This window comes from Gaetbulibacter aquiaggeris (assembly GCF_044003965.1).
Classification (GTDB): Bacteria; Bacteroidota; Bacteroidia; order Flavobacteriales; family Flavobacteriaceae; genus Yeosuana; species Yeosuana aquiaggeris.
In genome coordinates this window covers 301,616-323,723 of the sequence record NZ_JBAWKC010000001.1, presented here as the reverse complement: position 1 = coordinate 323,723, position 22,108 = coordinate 301,616, and the positions used below count along the sequence as shown (strand labels likewise).

At 33.7% G+C, this 22,108-nt stretch carries 17 protein-coding genes; 6 read left to right on the top strand and 11 right to left on the bottom strand.

Annotated elements, in window-relative coordinates; translation table 11 throughout:
- Positions 1–14: 14 nt before the first annotated feature.
- The 3 genes from V8G56_RS01270 to V8G56_RS01260 are packed head-to-tail and all read right to left on the bottom strand — an operon-like array spanning position 15 to position 4,104.
- Positions 15–1,703, bottom strand: a complete 1,689-nt coding sequence (locus tag V8G56_RS01270; RefSeq protein WP_395436631.1) for a DUF6909 family protein — start codon at positions 1,701–1,703, stop codon at positions 15–17.
- Between the two features lie 26 nt (positions 1,704–1,729).
- Positions 1,730–3,235 (bottom strand): GH3 auxin-responsive promoter family protein, encoded by a 1,506-nt coding sequence (locus V8G56_RS01265; protein ID WP_395436630.1) that lies wholly within the window; start codon positions 3,233–3,235, stop codon positions 1,730–1,732.
- Entirely contained in the window at positions 3,235–4,104 is an 870-nt protein-coding gene (locus V8G56_RS01260) for a M23 family metallopeptidase (protein ID WP_395436629.1), read from the bottom strand. The genes V8G56_RS01265 and V8G56_RS01260 overlap by 1 nt, the downstream gene beginning before the upstream one ends.
- Before the next feature lie 118 nt (positions 4,105–4,222).
- On the opposite strand from V8G56_RS01260, the gene V8G56_RS01255 reads away from it, so the two are divergent.
- Complete coding sequence (locus V8G56_RS01255; protein ID WP_395436628.1) at positions 4,223–4,411, top strand: Sec-independent protein translocase subunit TatA/TatB; 189 nt, start codon at positions 4,223–4,225, stop codon at positions 4,409–4,411.
- Positions 4,412–4,475: 64 nt separating this feature from the next.
- Here V8G56_RS01255 and V8G56_RS01250 read toward each other — a convergent pair whose 3' ends face one another.
- The 3 genes from V8G56_RS01250 to V8G56_RS01240 all read right to left on the bottom strand — a co-directional run bounded on the left by V8G56_RS01250 (position 4,476) and on the right by V8G56_RS01240 (position 8,297).
- On the bottom strand, positions 4,476–5,453 hold the full coding sequence (locus V8G56_RS01250) for a DUF4837 family protein (RefSeq protein ID WP_395436627.1): 978 nt from the start codon (positions 5,451–5,453) through the stop codon (positions 4,476–4,478).
- A gap of 23 nt (positions 5,454–5,476) precedes the next feature.
- Positions 5,477–6,997 (bottom strand): LysM peptidoglycan-binding domain-containing protein, encoded by a 1,521-nt coding sequence (locus V8G56_RS01245; RefSeq protein ID WP_395436626.1) that lies wholly within the window; start codon positions 6,995–6,997, stop codon positions 5,477–5,479.
- Positions 6,998–7,109: 112 nt separating this feature from the next.
- Positions 7,110–8,297, bottom strand: a complete 1,188-nt coding sequence (locus tag V8G56_RS01240; protein ID WP_395436625.1) for a phosphoglycerate kinase — start codon at positions 8,295–8,297, stop codon at positions 7,110–7,112.
- A 185-nt stretch (positions 8,298–8,482) separates the two neighbouring features.
- Between V8G56_RS01240 and V8G56_RS01235 the strand changes: the two genes are divergently transcribed.
- Both V8G56_RS01235 and V8G56_RS01230 read left to right on the top strand, forming a co-directional pair.
- Positions 8,483–9,637 (top strand): DNA polymerase III subunit, encoded by a 1,155-nt coding sequence (locus V8G56_RS01235; RefSeq protein WP_395436624.1) that lies wholly within the window; start codon positions 8,483–8,485, stop codon positions 9,635–9,637.
- A complete protein-coding gene (locus V8G56_RS01230) occupies positions 9,637–10,560 on the top strand; it encodes a diacylglycerol/lipid kinase family protein (RefSeq protein ID WP_395436623.1) in 924 nt (307 codons plus the stop codon). The genes V8G56_RS01235 and V8G56_RS01230 overlap by 1 nt, the downstream gene beginning before the upstream one ends.
- 63 nt (positions 10,561–10,623) lie before the next feature.
- Here the strand turns inward: V8G56_RS01230 and V8G56_RS01225 are convergent, their stop codons facing one another.
- The 5 genes from V8G56_RS01225 to V8G56_RS01205 form a co-directional block, all read right to left on the bottom strand.
- A complete protein-coding gene (locus V8G56_RS01225) occupies positions 10,624–11,139 on the bottom strand; it encodes an OmpH family outer membrane protein (RefSeq protein WP_395436622.1) in 516 nt (171 codons plus the stop codon).
- Between the two features lie 220 nt (positions 11,140–11,359).
- Complete coding sequence (locus tag V8G56_RS01220) at positions 11,360–12,214, bottom strand: class I SAM-dependent methyltransferase (RefSeq protein ID WP_395436621.1); 855 nt, start codon at positions 12,212–12,214, stop codon at positions 11,360–11,362.
- Positions 12,215–12,279: 65 nt separating this feature from the next.
- Complete coding sequence (gene mnmG, locus V8G56_RS01215) at positions 12,280–14,151, bottom strand: tRNA uridine-5-carboxymethylaminomethyl(34) synthesis enzyme MnmG (protein WP_395436620.1); 1,872 nt, start codon at positions 14,149–14,151, stop codon at positions 12,280–12,282.
- A 107-nt stretch (positions 14,152–14,258) separates the two neighbouring features.
- Positions 14,259–14,669, bottom strand: coding sequence for an rRNA maturation RNase YbeY (ybeY, locus tag V8G56_RS01210; protein ID WP_395436619.1), 411 nt, complete (start codon positions 14,667–14,669; stop codon positions 14,259–14,261).
- Entirely contained in the window at positions 14,662–18,012 is a 3,351-nt protein-coding gene (locus tag V8G56_RS01205; protein ID WP_395436618.1) for a hypothetical protein, read from the bottom strand. The genes ybeY and V8G56_RS01205 overlap by 8 nt, the downstream gene beginning before the upstream one ends.
- Positions 18,013–18,145: 133 nt before the next feature.
- Here V8G56_RS01205 and V8G56_RS01200 point away from each other — a divergent pair, with 133 nt between their 5' ends.
- The 3 genes from V8G56_RS01200 (at position 18,146) to V8G56_RS01190 (ending at position 22,067) form a co-directional block, all read left to right on the top strand.
- Positions 18,146–19,189: an alkane 1-monooxygenase gene (locus V8G56_RS01200; RefSeq protein ID WP_395436617.1), complete on the top strand. Its 1,044-nt coding sequence runs from the start codon at positions 18,146–18,148 to the stop codon at positions 19,187–19,189.
- 51 nt (positions 19,190–19,240) lie between these two features.
- Positions 19,241–20,752, top strand: a complete 1,512-nt coding sequence (gltX, locus tag V8G56_RS01195) for a glutamate--tRNA ligase (RefSeq protein ID WP_395436616.1) — start codon at positions 19,241–19,243, stop codon at positions 20,750–20,752.
- Between the two features lie 385 nt (positions 20,753–21,137).
- On the top strand, positions 21,138–22,067 hold the full coding sequence (locus V8G56_RS01190) for an SPFH domain-containing protein (protein ID WP_395436615.1): 930 nt from the start codon (positions 21,138–21,140) through the stop codon (positions 22,065–22,067).
- Positions 22,068–22,108: the final 41 nt, after the last annotated feature.

The window sequence follows — 22,108 nt, the reverse complement described above, 5'->3', positions numbered from 1 at the left end:
AATTGTATTTTTTATTAATTAAATATTTGTTCTAAAATTTTTCGTGTGATGAGATAAGTTGGCCGCACCCCTGTGGTTCCTAAACCACCAGACGCCAAAGTGCTTCCTGTTTCTAAAGGATTATCACTGGCATAATAGGCATATCTCACTTTTACATTTGCGCTAATGCTTCCTCTTACTTTTGAAGCTGCTTGAATGGCTTTCTGATAGTGCGCTCCTTCCATTTCTAATCCAATCACACTCCATGTTGAATTAAAAAAGAATTTTAAAATATCTTTATTTTGTAAAGAGGTTCCTAATACCGTAATCATAGCTCCTTCATAAACATCCACGCCTTGTCCTTCCAAATCTTGTTTGGATAGCTCATTTTTAAATGGATAGTTATCAGCTGTTCCTTCAAAAATGTGCGCAGTCGGTATCATAATATCACCTTTCCCTCCTTCAAGAATTCCTGCTTTGCCCATAATGGAAATTGATTCTACATTTAAATATACTTTCTTTCCTTTTGTTTTATAAGGTTTTAATAGTTCATCAATGGTTTCATAGGCTTGTTCTCCAAAGGCATAATCCATAACCAATATAACTGGTTTTACCTCTTTTAAAATGGTTGCATTTGTTTTAACATCAATTTTTGACACATCTATTTTACTAGTGTCAAAAATCTGAACATCAATATTAGTCCCTGAAGTGTCAGGTATAAAATGCATTCCTTTTTGAAGCGCTTCCTTTGTTACTTTATCTCGTAAATCTTTATTTGCACTCAAACTTAAAGCTTCATAAACTTCAAAAATAGTCTTTTTTGCGGATTCGGTTTTTAGTGCACTTGGCGCAAAGAGAGTATTCATAACACTGTGCATATTGGCGCTTATAATATGAATAGGTCTTTCAAGAAGCCCGTTTTTATGAAGTGATTCCTTAATAGCGTCTGCCCATATTTCACCATGTATATGATGCCCCAGTCGTTCTCTCAAAACAGGGCTGAAGGTTACTGTCCGTTTGTTATTGTTTATTTGCTCTTCTATCGCCAATTTTCCTAACCAGTAGATAATATGCAATAACCTTTCGGGTTGAGAATCCGTTGCGAAATCTTCATAAACATCTTGTAATTCATTAAAAGTTCTACCTAAGATATTCGCCATATGGGTAATCGCTATTTCCCGTTCTTGTTGTGTGAGTTTTTTGCGAGATAAAACAGCATTTTCAAGTTTAATCCAATCTCTGGTCGTTGATCCAATCTCATCAATCAAGACGCGTTTACTGATTTTGTGAGATTCTACAAAAAGAAAGGTAAGGTGTGTTAAAATATCATAGATTTCCGATCTGCCTCGTGTGATTTCAATATTCATTTGTTCAGAATCAATTCTGTAACAATTACGCCTTCTTTTTTCTGGAATAATTGGTTTAAAATGTGAATTTGAATAGCCTTCGTCACTCGTTAAGTTTATAAACGTGCATTCTTCAATTCCTTGGGGAAGTCTTTCTATAACATACAACAACCCGCTTAATTCTGCCTTTTCTTCACCAATAGAGCCATAAATTTCAGGCCGTAACAGGAGCAATGATTGTCTTAATGTTTCACCGGAAATACCCATGGGTTTGTAAAACCCTCGGTTAAACAAATGGCGCATCGTAATGTACATACGTTCAATAGCATTTGAACTTTCCTGCGCACGTGTTCGTTCATGTCTCTTTTTTTCTTTCATGGACCATTTTTATTGTGGCAAAGATACTACAATTTAACTAAATTTAACTGAGTGAAAACCGCGACAATATTTCTATCATTTGATAATCGGGGTATTTTATTTTGACCTCCTAATTTGCCAATTGACTTCATATAATCCTGAAAACCGTCTTTTTTTACCTTAGTAATTTTAAGGGGTTGTAATACTTTACCTTTAATCAAATCGAAATAATAGGAGTTTTGCTTTTGAAGAGATTCATCTATTTTTCTCTCTAATTCCTCGAAATCGTCAGGTTCATTCTCAAATTCAACAAACCACTCATGATAGGGCAACCCCTCTTCTGGAGTTATTTGTGGTGCTACAGTATATTCAGTTACTCTAACGTCTGTATCATGAGTAGCTTCTAACATTGCTTGCTCTACTTCTTTACCAATCACGTGTTCTCCAAAGGCTGAAATGAAATGTTTAATTCTTCCTGATACTATGACTCTATAGGGTTTTAAAGAAGTAAACTGCACGGTATCTCCAATATTATAAGCCCAAAGCCCTGCATTAGTAGAAATGATCATCACATAATTAACACCTAACTCAACCTCTTTTATAGTAATCCGCCTGGGGTTTTCATTAAAAAATTCATCTGCCGTAATAAATTCATAAAAAATTCCAGAATTTAACTGCAGCAACATACCTTTTTCGTTTTGTTTATCCTGAAATGCAAAAAACCCTTCACTTGCCGGGTATAATTCAATGCTATCAACTTTCCTTCCTATTAAGTTTTCAAACTTTGCTCTATACGGTTCGTAATTAACACCACCGAAAATAAACAGGTTAAAATTTTTAAAAATATCACCCACTTTTTTACCTGTTTTTAACTGCAACTTTTCAAAATACATTTGAACCCAGGATGGAATACCTGAAATAATAGTCATATTCTCTGGCAAAGTTTCCTCTACAATAGCTTCTACTTTTGTTTCCCAATCATCAATACAATTGGTTTTATAAGAAGGCAATCTGTTTTTTTGAAGGTATTTAGGAACATAATGCGCCACAATACCTGAAAGCCTGCCTAGTTGTATGCCGTTTTTTTCGTCCAGAATTGGACTGCCTTGTAAGAAAATCATCTTTCCGTCTACAAATTTGCTGTTTCCTGTTTCATGAATATAAAGCAGAATGGCATTTCTTGCCGCCTCAATATGATAAGGCATGCTCTCCTTTGTGATTGGAATGTATTTTGACCCCGAAGTTGTTCCAGAGGTTTTTGCGAAATAAATAGGTTTTCCTGGCCAAAGGACATTTTCCTGACCTTTAACCACGTTTTCAACATAAGGTTTAAGTGCTTCATAATCTCTTACAGGAACCCTCTTAATAAAGTCGGAATATGAGTTTATACTAATAAAATCATGGTCTTTTCCAAAAGTTGTTGAAGCAGCAGTGCTTATTAAATCCTGAAACAGTTTTTCTTGCGTTTCTATGGGGTTGTTTGCCCACTTTTGAATCCGTTTGAAGATTATTTTTGCAAATGGTTTTGCTAGTGCAGATTTTATTGACAACATTATTTGAAATCTATAAAGTTTGTTGGGTTAACAGGATAACCATCGTTCCAAAGTTCAAAGTGCAAATGAGGCCCTGTTGAAAGTTCGCCTAAATTTCCTGCAGTCGCTATAACTTCTCCAGCTTTAACCAAATCCCCTTGCGATTTAGTTAAAGAAGCATTGTGCTTATACACCGAGATTAAACCATAACTGTGTTCTATTATAATAACGTATCCTGTTGTAGCGGTCCATTCGGCAAAAACCACCACACCGTCAGCTGTTGCCTTAATCGGAGTGTTTTTAGCCACGACAATATCAACAGCATAATGTTTTTCTTTTAAATTATAGGGTTCGCTTATAGGTCCGTTTGCGGGTGGAAACAACACAAAATTAGTGGCCGAAGTAGCCGATTCGAATAAGTTATATTTATCTTCCTTGTCTACTTTCTGTCTTAGAAGTGAGTCTTCTAAAATAGGATTTAAATCAACCTCACTGGCTTCCAGTTTAACAGCCTGAATGATGGAGTCTCTATTAAAGTCAACTACGCTTAGGTCTCCTTGTAAGACTTTCCTAATTGATGCATAATATTTCTCATTCATCAGGATAGCCTGCTGTAATGAATCCGTTTTATAATTTAGCTCCGTTGCTTGTCTTTTTAATGCTGTTGAAGAATATCCTGGAATATATTCTCTTAAAGGTGTAAAGGCAATTAAGACTGTTGTAAGTACAATTAAAATAATAGTTGACAAAGACGCTAAAACAAAAACATTCAATCTGGTTAATTTAAATGAAACCCGTTCCTCAAAGGTTTCTTCATTAAGCACCACTAACCTGTACTTGTCAAGTAGTTTGCGGGTAATTCTTGTAGGATTTTTTTTGATTTTGCTCATGTTGAAAACAAAATTAATTAAAATTATCTCATAAGCTTGTGCTCATGGTATTAATCTTAATCGTAAAACGATATAATTAAACTTTAATTATTAACTTTGTTCTTTAAATATAAACATTATGAGCTTATACATGTTACCGTTAGTAATTGGAGCACCTCAAATTATTCTAATTGTAGTAGTTGTTTTATTATTATTTGGAGGAAAAAAGATACCTGAATTAATGAGAGGACTTGGTAGCGGCATCAAAGAATTTAAAGATGCCAGCAAAGAAGATGATAAAAAAGACGATAAAAAAGAGAAAGAATAATGACTTCTTTTAACAAAAAAAGCCTACACAGTGTGTAGGCTTTTTTTGTTTGTTCTTTACTAATTTATTTGATTTTAATGGACTTAATAATTGCTTCAAGCTCCAACATATAATCTCTTTTTTCGACTGAAGGCGCAAAAACAAATCCTTCTAAAATAACCCATCTGTTATTTGTTTTATCCTCAATGGCATAATTTATAAATGGCCCGGACATAAAGGCATTTTTAACATCCCAAAGTCCTTTGGTTTCTAATGTAGGTTTGTTATCCAAAGTCGTTTCAAAATGAAAGGGTGTATAAGCGTTTTCTGTTATCATATAAGAACCTTCAAGCGGTCCTGGAATGTATTTTTCACCAATGGAGTCTCTTACCTTAATAATAGTGTTAACAACACTATCACTGCGCTTAATGGCCTCAAAAGGTAATTCATATAGCATTAAATTCATTGAGCCCGTCTTTATATCCTTTCTAATCCAAAAAAATGAATTATCCTCTTTGGCAATTCTGTATGCGGTTGGAAACTTGATACTAACCCCTAATTTATCTTCAATAGATTTATCATTATGTAATGACAAGTTGATGCGTCTTTGTTTTTCTTGAAGCTCTTCGCTTTTAAAAGCAGCTACTATTTTAGGCGCATTTTTTGTAATTTCATTAGCAATAGCTTCTTTTGTTGGTCCTGAAATGACAACGACTCGTTGTGGCTTAGCATAAACATCGTCTAGAACAGAAAGTGATGTATTATTATTTACTTCAATTTTTAAAACAGTTCTGTTTTTTGTAACAAAGCCGCTAAAAACTGAGGGCGGAATTTGATTCATATTAAACATGGGTTCGTCTTGGGGTAATCCGTCAATCGTTGTTGCCAAAGTGGTTCTAATGGCTTCTCCAACACTACTGCTCCACATATCATTATCAACCACTACTGAAATGTTATTGAGGTTGCCGGATGAATCAGATATTATTCTTTGGTTTTTTGAATTTTCATTTTCACAAGAGAATATGAGCAGAGTCGTTACTGCAATTAAAAAAGCGTTTTTCATAATTAATTAAAGTTAAAAGGAATTTATCCTTTAGATATTTTAAGTTTCATTCCCGGTTTTAAATGATTACCACTAATATCGTTCCAATCTTTAATATTTTGAACAGAAACTCCAGAAAACTTTTGAGAAATGCTCCATAATGAGTCTCCTTCTTTAACTGTGTAGTAGGTGAGATTGCTTGGATTGAGCTTTACTGAAGAGCTAGGTTTGTTTGTTGAACTTGAAGTTATGTATGGCTTACTTGGATAAATTGTAAGCCTTTGGCCTATACTAATATTGTTACTTCTTAAACCATTCCATTGTTTTATTTGACTTACTCTTACACCATATTTTCTAGCGATTTTTCCTAAAAAATCACCCGATCTTACCCGATAGATTGTTTTGCTTTCAGCTTCAAAAAATTGAGGTAATGGTTTTTCTCTCTTATCAAATTCAGCTTTTGCATAGGCATATATTTGATCTTCATTATTTACAAAAGGTCCTATGACATTTCTTGGCAGGCGAAGCGTATAATTTTCATCTTTAATGTATGGAATAATGTCTAATTTATAAGATGGATTTAAAAACTGAAGTTCTTCAATATCAACCCCTGTGACTTCTGAAACCTGGTCAAGAGTAATCATTTGCTTCACTCTGATAGTGTCCGTTTCTTTATAAACAAATTCTGGTTTAGCTTTAGTAAATCCGTGCTCTTCAGCATATTCAAAAATATACATCGTCGCTAAAAATGCTGGTAAATATCCCGCCGTTTCACGTGGTAAATTATGCCTAATATTCCAGTAATTTTGATAACCCCCAGAACGTCTTATGGCTTTTGTAACATTCCCCGGACCGGAATTATAAGCGGCTAATGCCAAATCCCAATCACCAAATATTTCATATAATTTTGATAAATATTTTGTGGCTGCTTTTGTTGATTTAATAGGGTCGCTTCGTTCATCTACATAACTGCTAACATCCAATCCATACATTTTTCCTGTGTTATACATAAATTGCCACAAACCCGTAGCACCAACTCTTGATTTTGCTCTGGGCTTTAATGCAGACTCTACAATAGCCAAATATTTAATTTCTAAAGGAATATCATGGCTATCTAATTCCTGCTCAAAAAGAGGAAAATAATAGGCGCTAAGAGAGATGAGTCTTTGAAGTGATTCCCGTCTGTTTTTTAAATAAGACTTAATAACGCTTTCCAGGCCTGGATTGTATTCTACATTAAAAGGGGTTTTTGTGTTTAAATCTTTTAACCTTGCCTTTAGAGTTTCTGTTGAAAGTTCTGGATAATCAACTTCTTCAAAAGTAAGTTCTGAAATTGATTTAGAAATGCTGTCGTATAAATCATTGCCATATAACTCCTCCAACCATTTTTCATCAATTGTTGCAGCGTGGTCATTGTCTAAAAAACTTAATGCCGATACGCTATCTATCTGCGCTTTAATTATCTTACTAAGATTTTCGTTTCCATCAATTAATGAATCCAAAACCTTTGTTTTTGGAGAGCCTAAAGAATCCTTGGTTTGTCCTAAACAAAATCCAATATTCATTATAAAAAATAAAAAAAAAATTCGCAATGCCATAATTTGAGTTTAACTTATTATTCAACGATAGTATTGCGAAAATCGTATTTTTTCGTTTAAATATAAAATTTTAAAAGGTTTATTCTAAAATTGCAGCTATACCTGGTAAAGTTTTTCCTTCAAGGCTTTCTAGCATAGCGCCTCCACCAGTACTCACATAACTTACTTTTTCTTCAAAGCCAAATTGCTTAACTGCCGCAACTGAGTCTCCGCCACCAACTAAAGAAAATGCTCCTTTTTTAGTCGCTTCAGCAATAGAGTTTCCTAAGGCTATAGTTCCTTTTGCAAAACTTTCCATTTCAAATACACCCAATGGTCCATTCCACAAAATGGTTTTACTTTTCATAACAATATCATGAAAAATAGCGATTGATTTTGGTCCGGCATCAACACCCTCCCAGCCATCAGGGATTTTGTCAATATCCACTATTTGTGTATTAGCATCATTACTGAACTTATCAGCCGCCACGACATCCACAGGAATATGAATCTGTACATTTTTTTCTTTTGCTTGTTTTAAAATGTCTAAGGCCAAATCCATTTTATCATCTTCACAAATAGAATTTCCTATTTTCCCGCCTTGAGCTTTTACAAAGGTAAAAGACATACCGCCGCCAATAATTAAATGGTCTACTTTATCAAGAATGTTTTCAATTATGGTTATTTTAGAGGACACTTTTGCACCACCAAGAACCGCTAAAACTGGTTTTTCTCCTGTTTTCATTACTTTCTCAATGCTTTTAATTTCTTGTGCTAGTAAATAACCAAAACACTTGTGTTTTGGGAAAAACTCAGCTACAATAGTCGTAGAAGCATGTGCTCTATGAGCAGTACCAAAGGCATCATTAACATAAATATCACCCAACTTTGAAAGTTGTTTAGAAAAAGCCTTGTCTCCTGCTTCTTCTTCTTTGTGAAAACGTAAATTTTCTAACAATAATATTTGACCCGGTTCTAAACTTGCCGCTGCCGCTTCTGCCTTTGCGCCAACACATTCTTCAACAAATTTTACTTCAACACCTAATATATTTTCAACTTTTTCAACAATATGTTTAAGTGAATATTTGGCTTCAGCTCCTTTTGGTCTTCCTAAATGAGACATTAAAATACAGCTCCCGCCATCTTCCAAAATCTTAATAATCGTTGGTTTTGCAGATACAATTCTAGTAGCATCAGTTACTTCAAACTGTTCATTTAAAGGTACGTTAAAATCAACTCTAATAAGAGCCTTCTTGTTTTCAAAGTTAAAATCGTCAAGCGTTTTCATTTGTTTATTTTTAATGTTTTATATTTTTATTAATCTGTAAGACCTCATCTGTTTTTTGGTGATAAACAATATTTTAGAGCACTTTTAGTTTAGCAAATGTAATTAATTAAAAAACGCTGTAGAACGTGTTTTTTTACGAAAACGATTGAAGTGATAAAGAATTATAAAAAAACTATATTTGCTTCATGCTTTTTGAAGATATATTAGGCCAGGAATACATTAAAAAACATCTCACACAAAGTGTAGATAACGGCAGGATTGCTCACGCCCAATTATTTATTGGTCCAGAAGGAAGCGGTACTCTGCCTATGGCTATTGCTTATGCCCAATACCTTTTGTGCTCAAACACCAACGGAGAGAACGCCGGCGGTAATCAGTCCTGTAATCTGAAGTTTAATAATTTTTCCCATCCAGATTTACATTTTGCTTTTCCTGTAACCACCAGTGATAAGGCTAAAAGCCATCCTGTATCAAACCATTATATGGAAGAATGGCGTCAACTTTTAAAGGAACAACCATATGGAAATTTGTTTGACTGGTATAAACTACTTGGAGTAGATAACAAACAGGGGCAAATTGGGGTGGATGAAGCCTTAGAAATAGTTAAGTCATTGTCTTTAAAATCATATGAAGGTGGTTATAAGGTTATGTTGATTTGGATGGCAGAAAAAATGAATAGCGCCTGTGCCAATAAACTATTAAAGCTTATTGAAGAACCGCCAAATAAAACCGTTTTTATTCTGATAGCAGAAGATGAGGAGCAAATTATAAACACCATAAAATCTCGATGTCAATTACTTCACTTTCCTCCTTTATCAGAACATGTTATTAAGCACGGGCTTATTAAAACTTATGGTTTAGATGAGTCTGTTGCCACAAAAATAGCGCATCAATCCAACGGCAATTTCAACAAAGCCTGTGATCTCATTTATCAAGATTCTGAAGATTTACAATTTGAAGAATGGTTTGTTTTTTGGATTAGAAGCGCCTTTAAAGCCAAAGGGAATAAATCAGCAATTCATGATTTAATTAATTGGAGTGAAGATATCGCAAAAACTGGTCGTGAAACTCAAAAGCAATTTTTATTGTTCTGTTTAAATTTTTTCAGACAAGCTTTGTTGTTAAACTATAACACTTCTGAATTAGTATATCTCGAACCTAAAACGGACAACTTTAAATTGGAAAAATTTGCGCCGTTTATTCATGACGCCAATATTATGGAAATTAGTGACGAAATTCAGGATGCTATTTACCACATAGAAAGAAATGGGAATTCTAAAATCATCTTAACTGATTTATCTATTAAACTAACACGCTTACTTCATAAAAAATCAGCCTAGTGTCTAGTCTTTCAAAAAAATGGTTCGTAATAATTAATCCAACTTCTGGAAATGGCAAAAGCAAAAAGAAATGGCCTGAAATAAAACAGCTTTTAGAGTTGCATGGTTTTGAATTTGAATTTGTTTTTACAGAATATTCCGGACATAGCGTTTTATTAGTTCAGGAGGCTATTGATAATAATTTTATGAATATTATCTGTGTAGGTGGTGATGGCACACTTCATAATATTGTGAATGGCATTATGTCCCAAAATAAAATTCTGTCTAAAAATATTCATGTTGGAATGATTCCAATAGGAACCGGAAATGATTGGGTTAAAACACATCATATTCCCATGACCATAAAATCTGCCATAGAGACTATTTTCAAAGGAAATATTTTGACACAAGACATCGGGAAAATTGAATTATTAAATAAAAATTCTATCCCTGTTTATTTTAATAATTTAGCAGGTATTGGATTTGACGCCTATGTGGCTAATAAAGTCCATAAATATAAGTATTTAGGGCCATTAGCTTATCTTTTCGGTGCTATAATTGGTTTGTTTTCGTTTAAAAAATTTAACGCTATTGTTTCCGTTGAGTCCCATAAATATTCAAATAAAAACTTAATGATTCTTGTAGGGCTTTGTAAATATTCTGGCGGTGGAATGAGACTAACTCAAAACCCTGATCCATTTGATGGCTTATTTGATATTAGCATTGCCCAAAATTTATCTAAAATTGAGATTATTAAAAATTTAGGCCGCCTGTTTAATGGGAAAATAGTTTTTAATAAAAAGGTGACTACTCTTAAGGCGGCGGCAATTGATATTGAGCTTATTGAAAATGGCGCTCTGTTTGCTCAAGCAGATGGGGAAATTATAGGATCTGGGGGATTTAAAGCAACAATTATTCCAAAGGCCTTTACCTTTTATTGTTAAAATAAAAAAAGCATCAAATAACTCTTGATGCTTTTTAACTAATTGTATAACAGGTGTTTATCCTTATTTTTTATACTCTTTATTTAAAGCATCTAATATGGTTTGAGTCAAATCATTTTCATCGGCACCGTATAATACGGTAGCAGAAGCATCGCTTGTTCCTAAGATATATGTATAACCATTTGTTTTACCATAATTTTTTACAAACTCTTTTACTTTAACGATCAATGTATCTATTTCTGTTTGAAAAGCTTGCTGAATTTCTTGTTGTTCAGCTTGCATTTGTTGTTTTAAATATTGTTGTTTCTGACCAAGCTCTTGATATTTTTCTTGCTGAGCTTTCGGACTCATGCTATTCGCCTTGTCTTGAAAAGATTTAGCTTCCATTTGAAATGCTTGTCCTATACTATCTGCCTTTTTTTGAAAAGCCCCATCTTTTTCTTGATATCTGGCTTCAAGATCTTTTTTACTTTGATATTCATTAATAACCTTGCCATTATCAACGAAACCAATTTTTTGGGTTTTTTGGCAAGAAGTAACTGCTATTAAAAGCAATAGTACATAAAATATATTCTTCATTTTTTTTCTTTTAAAATTTGAACAAAAGTAGGAAAGTAAAATAATTAAACAGAGAATTCATAGTGTTTTTGTTGTATAAGAAAATCTTATAGTAAAAACGATTATCAATTACTTTTTTTTATTTTAAATTGATTGTTTTAGGGCGTTTTAAGGCGGTTAAAATAATTTGTAAGGTTATTTCTTATTGCTGTGGATTATGGTTTAAATATGGTCTTTATATTTAAATTTTCTCCTTTTTAATGCAATAAATTAATGAAGAATATTCCTTTGTGCTAATAGCTCGTAAATTAGAAAAACATCCTATCAAAAAAGAAAGAAGCGGTTTCATTTTTCCTGATTTATATTTTTCAGAAAGTAAGCTAACATAAAAAGCATCAAAAAGCATTGGATAGGTTTTTATGACTTTCATGTTTTCTATAGAGACTAAATTATTTATCGCGGTTCTGGAAAAATGCCATAAGTGTCTGGGCACATCAAAAGCGGCCCAAAAGTTTTTATAATATCTCGCATCATAACTTTTGTAATTAGGTACCGCAACAATTAATATCCCATTTGGCTTTAAAAGCTTGTTGAAAACAGATAACTGTTCTTTTGTGTTTGGTAAATGTTCCAGTACATGCCAAAGTGTAATGACATCAAAACTCTCCTTTTTAAATTTTGAAATATGATCAGAATTAAAAACTAGATTATTTGTTTTTTTATTGGCAATTTGCCTAGCTTGTTCATTAGGCTCAACACCAAAAACAGTCCATCCTTTTTTTTGTGCCTCTTTCAAAAAGTCACCTGTACCACATCCAAAATCTAAAAGATATTTACCTTCTTTAGCATTTGATTTTATGATTTTCAATTTTCTTTTAATAGCAATTTTTTTTACAAATTGATATGCCTTTTCAAATAAGGTTCTTTGAGAATCTGTATGAGAGATATAGTCCTCACTTTGATAATAATCTGGCAATTTATCTAAAGAAGGTTGCGGTTGAGTTTCTAAAAAATCAAAGGTCTTGTTGTAAATTAATTCAAAGGAATCTCCGGAAACAGAATAATCCTTAACTTTTAAGTAGCTTGTTTTTTTCACAAATGAACAAGTTTTTGAATAATTTGATTTTATATTTTCATTTTGTTCCACGTGGAACCTTCCTGTCATCGTCCCATGTAAACCAATAATACTGAAATATCATTTGGTGAAACACCGCTTATTCTAGAGGCCTGCGATACAGTAGTTGGTTGAATTTTTTTAAGCTTTTCTCTGGCTTCAAAACTCATCGATTTTATTTGAGAATAATCAAATCCTGCCGGGATTTTGACATACTCTAACCGACTCAATTTGTCGGCATTGTTCTTTTCTTTAGAAATATATCCGGAATATTTTACTTGTATTTCTGCCTGCTCTATTACTTCATTATCCAAATCATTTTCGTTAATATATGTTTCTACTGCAGCAAACTTTCTAACGTCGTCAATGGTAATATTAGGTCTGGAAAAGATTTTAAACATTTTATCTGACTGTTTCACCAAGGCTGATCCCTTAGATTCCAAAACAGGATTTGCTTCTTCTGGCTTTACACTGGTATTTGCAAAAAACGCTACAAACTTTTCAGCTTCACTGTGTTTTTGTTCCATGCGTTTTAGTCTAGCTTCACTAGCCAAACCTAATTCATAGCCTTTTGGGGTTAGTCTTAAATCTGCATTATCTTGTCTTAATAAAGTCCTATACTCCGCTCTAGAAGTAAACATCCGATAAGGTTCCTCTGTCCCTTTTGTAATTAAATCATCTATTAAAACACCTATATACGCTTCATCACGTTTTAAGTTAAAGGGTTCCATTTCCCGTACTTTTAAACTTGCATTGATACCGGCCATTAATCCTTGTGAAGCCGCTTCTTCATATCCTGTCGTTCCATTTATCTGACCCGCAAAATAAAGTCCTTCAATAATTTTAGTTTCCAGAGTATGCTTTAACTGTGTAGGTGGAAAATAATCATATTCAATAGCATATCCAGGTCTAAAGAACTTAACATTTTCAAAACCAACAACAGAACGTAAAGCTTTAAATTGAACATCTTCTGGTAAAGATGTAGAGAACCCATTTACATAAACCTCAACGGTATTCCATCCTTCAGGTTCAATAAACAATTGATGTCTGTCTTTATCAGCAAAACGATTAATCTTATCTTCAATAGACGGACAATATCGTGGCCCTAAACTTTTTATTCTACCATTAAACATAGGCGACCTATCAAAACCTTCTCTTAACAAATCATGAACCTCTAAACTGGTATAAGTCATGTAACAAGAGCGCTGTTCTTTAAGCGGTTTTGTGATATCTAAAAAAGAAAATTTTTCAGGGTTTATATCGCCAGGTTGCTCAATCATTTTAGAAAAATCAAGAGACCTACCATCTACTCTTGGTGGTGTCCCCGTCTTCATTCTCCCTGAATCAAATCCAAGATCAACCAATTGTTCAGTCAAACCTGTCGAGGCTCTTTCTCCAGCACGACCACCACCAAAATTTTTGTCACCTATATGAATAAGCCCATTTAAAAAGGTACCGTTGGTCAAAACAACTGATTTAGATCTTATTTCTATACCCAAAGACGTCTTAACTCCTGCAACTTTGTAGTCTTCAATAATCAAACCGCAAGCCATGTCTTGATAAAAATCTAAGTTCGGGGTTTTTTCAAGCATCAACCTCCAGTCTTCTGCAAAACGCATTCTGTCACTTTGAACCCTCGGGCTCCACATGGCTGGACCTTTTGATTTATTAAGCATTTTAAACTGAATAGCAGAGGTGTCACTGACAATACCACTATAACCGCCTAACGCATCAATCTCTCTAACTATTTGTCCTTTTGCAATACCTCCCATAGCAGGATTACAAGACATTTGAGCAATATTTTGAAGATTCATGGTAACAAGAAGTGTTTTGCTGCCCATGTTCGCAGAGGCAGCTGCCGCCTCGCTACCAGCGTGGCCACCACCCACTACAATCACATCATAAATATCATTAAACATATTGCTGCCTTGTTATAATTAATTGTTATTGTCGGAATTGCTCCACGTGGAACAAACTACAAAAGCTCTTTAAAAGAGTTTGCAAATATACAGTTAAATCTTAAATATCAAGCTAAGCGTTTTAAGTAGAAGTTTTCCTTCTCTCTCATTAAGAGCGCGTCCTCAGGTGTCTTGTCCTTATATCCACAATAATGCAAAACCCCATGTATAATTACTCTATGTAATTCCTCAAAAAAAGACACTTTGAAATCTGTGGCATTTTCTTTAACGCGCTCAACCGAAATAAAAATATCGCCTTGTATAGTTTTTCCGACAGAATAATCAAAACTAATAATATCAGTTAATGTGTCATGATTCAAAAATTCAATATTTAATTTGTACAAATATTCGTCATCACAAAAAATATAGTTAATCTCTTCCAATGAATATTCTTCGGTTCTTATACAGTCAACAATCCATTTCGATAGAGCGTCTTCATCCTTTAATGCAAAATCCGTTTCGTAATTAAAATTAATCATCCTTTCTCCTAAAATAATCCTGAACCTTATTCTTAAATGTCTGTTGCAATGGTAATGCTTGCTTATTTAATATTTCTGTATTTCTAAAATATTGCTTTGCTCTTGGTATCTGATTAAGACCATTATTATCAAAATTGTCTAAATTACTTTTAGATTCACGTTTATTATCTTCTCCTTGTTGAAAAGCCGCGTTATCTAATTTTAATAACTGATGTTCCAACTCCATCATCTTTTCAAGCGTTCGGTTTGTAAACCCTTTATTCAATAGTTCCATCCCAACCTCCTCCATTTTCCTTAATAAGTCAGCCCCCGATCCTTTATCACCATTTTTTAAAAGTTGATCCTCTAAAGCCTGTCGTAATTTTTCCTGTTCTTGATAAATTTCATATAAGAGCCCATTCATCGAATCGTTTTCTCCGTCACCAACATTCTCGTCTCCTTCCTGACCCTCTCTCTCTTTTCCCTTTTCACCATTTTTGTCCTCTGGTTTCCCGTCCTTTCCATCCTTTCCTTTTTTTAGACCTTCTTCCATCATTTTATTCAACTCTTCCTGACTCATAATAATATCTTGCAGTTGCATATCCATTTTCCCTTGACCGCTTCCTGGTGATGGATTTAATTGCTCCTGCATATTATCTAAAACATCGCTTAAAAAATTTGACAAATTATTAGATGCCGTTATAGTAAATTGTTGATTAGACATACCCTGTAGAATTTGATTATCTGCAAATTGTTCTAAAGACCTATCTATATTAAAAAACACTTCTGTGATTTCCTTATTTACCGTTTCAGAGAGTTTTGGTTGTCTTAACGATAGCGCAAATAAACTATCATCTACGTGTTTAAAATGCTCTCTTAAACCACTTTGTTTCCTTAAATAAGAGGCGTACTTATTATGATCAACACCAATATTCTTGAACTGGTTCATGAGCGCTTCCTGATCAAATGAAAACAACAACAAATTATCTAAAATTTGACGTAACATATCAACATCCTCCTGCATCTGCTCTCCTCCGCTCATTTGCATTGCTTGTTGCATTCCCTGACTCATCTTCTTCATCTTTTGAGCGGCCTTCTTCTGACTTTTCTTAGCATTATTCATCTTTTCCTTACCATGAGGACTTTCACCTTCCTGTTCTGACTTTTCCAAATCATCAGAAGCCTTTTTTTGTTCATCCTCCACCTCATTCTCATCAAGTTTGTCCCTTGGAATTTCTATAGGCTTTTTAAGCTCCTTATTCTCCTTTTGAAGTTCATCAAGTTGCTTTTTAAATTCCTCAAAATCTGAATTCAATAAATCCTGTTTTACTTTGGTATTTTGGTCTTCAGATACATTTGACAATTTCTCTTGTTCCAAAGCCTGTTTTAACAAGTCTTCCTGAAGTTTTTCTAATTTCTTATTAACATAAAAGCGCTTCGTTAATTCTAATAACTGTTCTAAACTTCTTTTTTTGTTTTTGTTTTGTTTAGCAAGTTCTTCAAGTTTTTGAGAAAACTCTTCTTTCTCTATTTTATCTTGAAGCTTTTCTAGTTCTTGTAACAGTTTCTCATCTTGCTTAAGCTGATCTTCATTTTCCTTAAGACGTTCCTTTAAGTCTTCTTTAAAGTTATCTTTAACAGGGCTGTCTTTTTGAAAATCTTCAACATTTTCCTTTAATTGCTTGTTGAAGTTTTTCATCACTTCATCTTGTTGTTTCTGACGCTGAAAAAACGATTCTAACTTTTTCCGATCATTAAAATTTAATTCTCTTTTTTCCTTTTGAGTCTTTGACAATTCTTTTAGCTGTTTTTCCTGTTCATCAAACTTTTTTAAAGACTGATCCAATTTTTTAATTGTTTCGTTCTGCTCTGATAGCCTCTTCTGCTCCTCTTCGTCCTTTGTTCTCTTTCTATATGAAAACACATTACTCTTAGTGCTCTTATAACCATGAATAGCATCGTTGTCAAACACTTGAAAATACAAGCTATAAGCTACGCCTTCCTTAATATTTAAATCATTTGGAAAAGCTGTAATAAACTCATAAAAATTTGAGGATTCTGTTGGAAAGAATTTTTGTTTCTCATCATTTTCGTTATCCGTTGGATAATAAACCAATTGCAGTTTACTAAACCCGTAATCATCACTTATTTGACCATAAAAATAAAGTGTTTGTAAATCAATACTATCCTTTTCTGTTTTCAGAATAAGTTCAGGCAATTCATCCTTTATGATATCAATGTTAAAAGCTAAATTTTCATAATTATTAAGTTGATTATTACTTGTGCTTAGGCTATAATCCAAATTATTATAAACAGTCTTTGTCAACTCAAAATAATTATTTTGTGTCTTTAAAAAAGAAATCGTGTCTTTTGCAAACAACTCAACATTATCAGTGGCCTTGGTATTAAGTTTCCACGTTACTTGCGTTCCTTCTGGTATTATAGCGTTACCCGTACTCTTTAAAATATCAGCAGGTTTCTTTATATAATCGGGATATTTTAACACCATTTCAAAACTCAATAATGACGGCACCTGCATAACATGCAAATCATAAGGTTTGGAACTGATATTATTAGCTGCTAATTCAAAACGAATGTCCTCTTTTGGTTGAGAAAAAACATACTCAAACTCGCCTACTTTATTTTGTTGTAAAAAATAAGATTCGTTATTGTAAAGTATTTCTACATTTTCAGGCATCACTTCGCCTACAACAGAAACTAGCAATTTAAAATTACTGTTTTCAATAGCATCTAAATTATCATTTAACACATAAAACTTAAACGGAGCAGGCGGTTCGTAGGCTGTTTTGTAATGAACCACTCTATCAAAACTATCGCTAAATAAATTAAAGTTACCCGTAAATATAGCCGCTAAAATAATAACCAAAGGCACAGCAGCATATTTTAAATACTTGAAATTCGTTTTAAAATTTATAGCAAGTTTAAAAGGAATGGGACTTAATTCAATAGATTTTTGATGGATACTTGCCAATAAAAGTTCCGTTTTCTCTGTTTCCTTTTCGAGTTGTAAAACATTTAATAGTTTATCGCTGACCTGAGGAAAATGCTGCCCTATAATTTTTGAGGCCTCTTCATAATTTATCCCTTCTTTAAATTTCAATAGCTTCGCGACGGGAGCGAGAATGAACTTGACAATTAAAGTGAATTCAACTGCCACAAATAACCAAAACATAACCGTTCTTAAAGTAGCGTTTAACCATAAAAAGTATTCAATAAGCAGCGTAATTAAAAAATAGAGCAGCCCTAAAGAAAAAAACAAAATAGCCCCTTTAATAAGTTCATTAGTATAATACTTTCTAACAAACCCTTCAAGCTTTTGCTGTATGTTATTAAAATCGTTCAATATTCTAAAGCCTTTTTATTTAAAACTAAACTTATAACACACGAAATTACAATTTTATTTTATGTCATTATTGACTAAATTTGATATAATAGGTTGATTTAAGCAGAAATATGTAACTATATAAAAAGAACACATGAAAGATTTAAAATATTTGGCAGCATTATCTATTCCTATGGTTGCTTTCTTAGGGCTCAATTTGGGTGGTGTTTATTCCTATCTTACCCCTGTTTATGCGTTCGTCATTATTCCTGTTTTAGAACTTGTGTTTCCGGTTGACAACTCCAATTATTCTGAAAAAGACTTTCAAATCAGATTAAAGAATAAACTGTTTGATTGGCTATTATACCTTAATTTACCCATAGTCTTCGGATTGGTTATTTATGCTTTATTATTTATAATATCTCACGAATTAGAAACCTATGAATTTGTAGGTTTTATAATTTCTATAGGTATTGTATTGGGTGTAAATGGTATTAATGTAGGACATGAATTAGGTCACAGACAATCAACTAACGAACGCTTTATTGGTAAGGCCCTCTTATTGCCCGCATTATATATGCACTTTTACATTGAACATAATTTTGGACATCATTTGCACGCAGCCACCAAAGAAGATCCGGCCACGGCAAGGTATAATCAAACCGTTTATGCCTTTTGGTTTAGTTCTGTTATCAGGCAATACGCCGGCGCCTGGAAGATTCAAAAGAGATTACTCCAGAACAATAATCTCTCTTTTTTGTCTGTGAAAAATGATATGCTGTGGTTTACACTTATACAAACTTTATACTTGCTGAGTATCTATTTAATTTTTGGAAATATTGGGTTCCTGTTTGCCTTCTTTTCAGCTGTTACCGGATTTATCCTTTTGGAAACCGTTAACTATATAGAGCATTATGGATTGCTAAGGTTAAAAACACCTTCGGGCAGATATGAGCGGGTCAAAGAAATTCATTCCTGGAATTCAAATCACGTTATAGGAAGAATTGTTTTGTATGAATTAACCAGACATAGTGACCATCATTACAAAAGCTCCAAAAAATATCAAACTTTAGACTGTTATGATGAAAGCCCGCAAATGCCTTATGGTTATCCAACCTCCATGGTTTTAGCCATGATTCCACCTCTATGGTTTCATATTATGAATAAACGGGTTCCTCGCGAAATGATAGGGGCATAATTATTCCTATTCATAAATATCCTTTTATCTTTGCACTCAAAATAACAAAGCATGAGTAACAATGTTCGTGTGCGTTTTGCACCAAGCCCAACTGGTCCGCTTCATATTGGAGGTGTTCGCACAGCCTTATTTAATTATTTGTTTGCAAAGAAACATAAGGGCACTTTCATTCTAAGAATTGAAGATACTGACCAAAACAGATATGTTGAAGGCGCGGAACAATACATAGTTGATGCCTTAAACTGGTGTAACATTCCTTATGATGAAGGGCCCGAAAAAGAGGGTGGCTTTGGTCCTTATAGACAAAGTGAGCGCAAAGAAATATATGCGAAATATGCTGAACAATTAATTGCATCTGGTAATGCTTATTACGCTTTTGACAGCGCAGAGACATTAGATTTTCATAGGAAAGACCACGAAGAAAAAGGTAAAACCTTTATTTACAACTGGCATAACCGAGAAAAACTTAGTAACTCCATCTCTCTTTCAAAAGAAGAGGTAGATAAAAAACTTGCGAATGGCGACGAGTACGTGATTCGTTTTAAATCCCCAAAGGACGAATCCTTGCAATTAACAGATATTATTCGTGGCGCGATAACAATAGACACCAATATTCTTGATGATAAAGTGCTTTTTAAAAGTGATGGTATGCCCACCTATCATTTAGCTAATATTGTGGATGATCATTTAATGGAAATAACCCACGTGATAAGAGGTGAAGAATGGTTACCGTCATTAGCATTACATTTTCAATTATACCAAGCCTTTGGTTGGGAAGCCCCACAATTTGCTCATTTACCACTTATTTTAAAACCAACCGGTAAAGGAAAACTCAGCAAGCGTGATGGTGATAAATTAGGCTTTCCGGTATTTCCTTTAGAATGGAAAGATCCGCAAACAGAAGAAATATCAAGAGGCTATAAAGAAGACGGCTATTTTCCAGAAGCCATGATAAATTTCTTGGCCTTTTTAGGGTGGAATCCTGGAACTGAAAAAGAAATTTTCAATCTAACCGAACTTATAAATGCTTTTGAATTAGAGCGCGTACACAAAGCTGGCGCCCGTTTTGATCCTGAAAAAATTAAATGGTTTAATCATCATTACATGCAGGAACAAAACGATATGGCTTTGGCAGAAGCATTTAAACAACTTAAGTCTGAATTAAGCACTATTGATTTAGAATATATTGCAATGGTAGTTTCTATGGTTAAAGAACGCGCTACGTTTGTAAATGACCTCTGGGATTTAAGTCATTACTTTTTTGAAGCTCCCTTGTATTATGATGAAAAAGGCTCTAAAAAAGCTTTTAAAGAAGGCACCAAAGACCTTTTGCTGCGATTAGTTGAAATTATTCAACCTATTGAAGACTTTACGGTTGAAAACCTTCAAACACACATAAAAGGCTGGATAACATCAAACAGCATTGGGTTTGGTCAAGTTATAATGCCACTGCGACTTTCTTTAGTAGGTGCTTTACAGGGACCTGACGTGTTTGACATTATGTTTTTGATTGGAAAAACAGAAACTATCAAACGTATTGAAAAGACGATTAACCTTTTATAAAAGTAATTTTCTTAAGCACTTTAATCGTTCTTCTTGATTATAGCCTTTTAAAGCCCGTTGACTTTGTTAGAAAAAAACGATAACATCGGCTAACTGCTGATATAAACAATTAAAAAAGTTTATATCATCGCATTAAACGAATCATCCTAAATTATTGTTTCTAGTTAAAAAGTAAATAGTTCCTCCTAAAACTAATATTGATTGATTTCCTCTAAAAACTTTATTCCTATCCAGATGCGTCTGAGTGTACAACAATAAGCTTCTTGAATATGCTGATTAATAAGTAAAAAGGTGAAAAGGGATAATGTTACATATGCTTGGGAAAACCCTCCAAATATGACATAAATTTCGTAACTTAATCGTTCAAAATTTTTAACATAAAATCATGAGTCAATTATTCATTCCTATCATCCTTTTTTTAGGACTAATCATCTTAATTTCGTCCTTTTTTATAGTAAAACAACAAACCGCAGCCATTGTTGAGCGGTTTGGTCGATTCAACAGTATTCGTCATTCTGGTCTTCAGTTAAAAATACCTTTAGTTGATAGAATTGCGGGCAAAGTGAGCTTAAAAATTACACAACTAGATGTTATCATTGAAACTAAAACTCTAGATGATGTATTTGTTAAACTTAAGGTCTCTGTGCAGTATAAGGTAATAAGAGAAAAAGTGTATGACGCTTTTTATAAATTAGATTACCCACACGAACAAATCACCTCTTATGTGTTTGATGTGGTCAGAGCCGAAGTTCCTAAAATGAAACTAGATGATGTCTTTGTAAAAAAAGATGATATCGCTATTGCTGTTAAAACAGAATTAAACGATGCCATGATGGAATATGGTTACGATATCATTAAAACTTTGGTTACCGACATTGATCCTGATTCACAAGTGAAAGCTGCCATGAACAGAATTAATGCAGCTGATAGAGAAAAAACAGCGGCCCAATATGAAGGGGATGCAGCCAGAATATTAATTGTTGAAAAAGCGAAGGCAGAAGCGGAAAGCAAACGCTTGCAAGGTCAGGGTATTGCCGATCAACGTAGAGAAATAGCAAGAGGGTTAGAAGAATCTGTAGAGGTATTAAACAGGGTCGGCATCAATTCTCAAGAAGCTTCAGCCCTTATCGTGGTCACACAACATTATGACACGCTTCAATCTTTAGGTCAGGAAACAAACAGTAATTTAATTTTGTTACCTAATACGCCGCAAGCCGGAAGCCAGATGTTAAATGATATGGTTGCCAGCTTTACTGCCAGTAATCAAATTGGAGAGGCCATGAAACAGGCCCAAAAAAAGAAAAACGGTAAATGATTTTTTATCACGCTTTTACAAAACCTCTTAAACTATTAAGG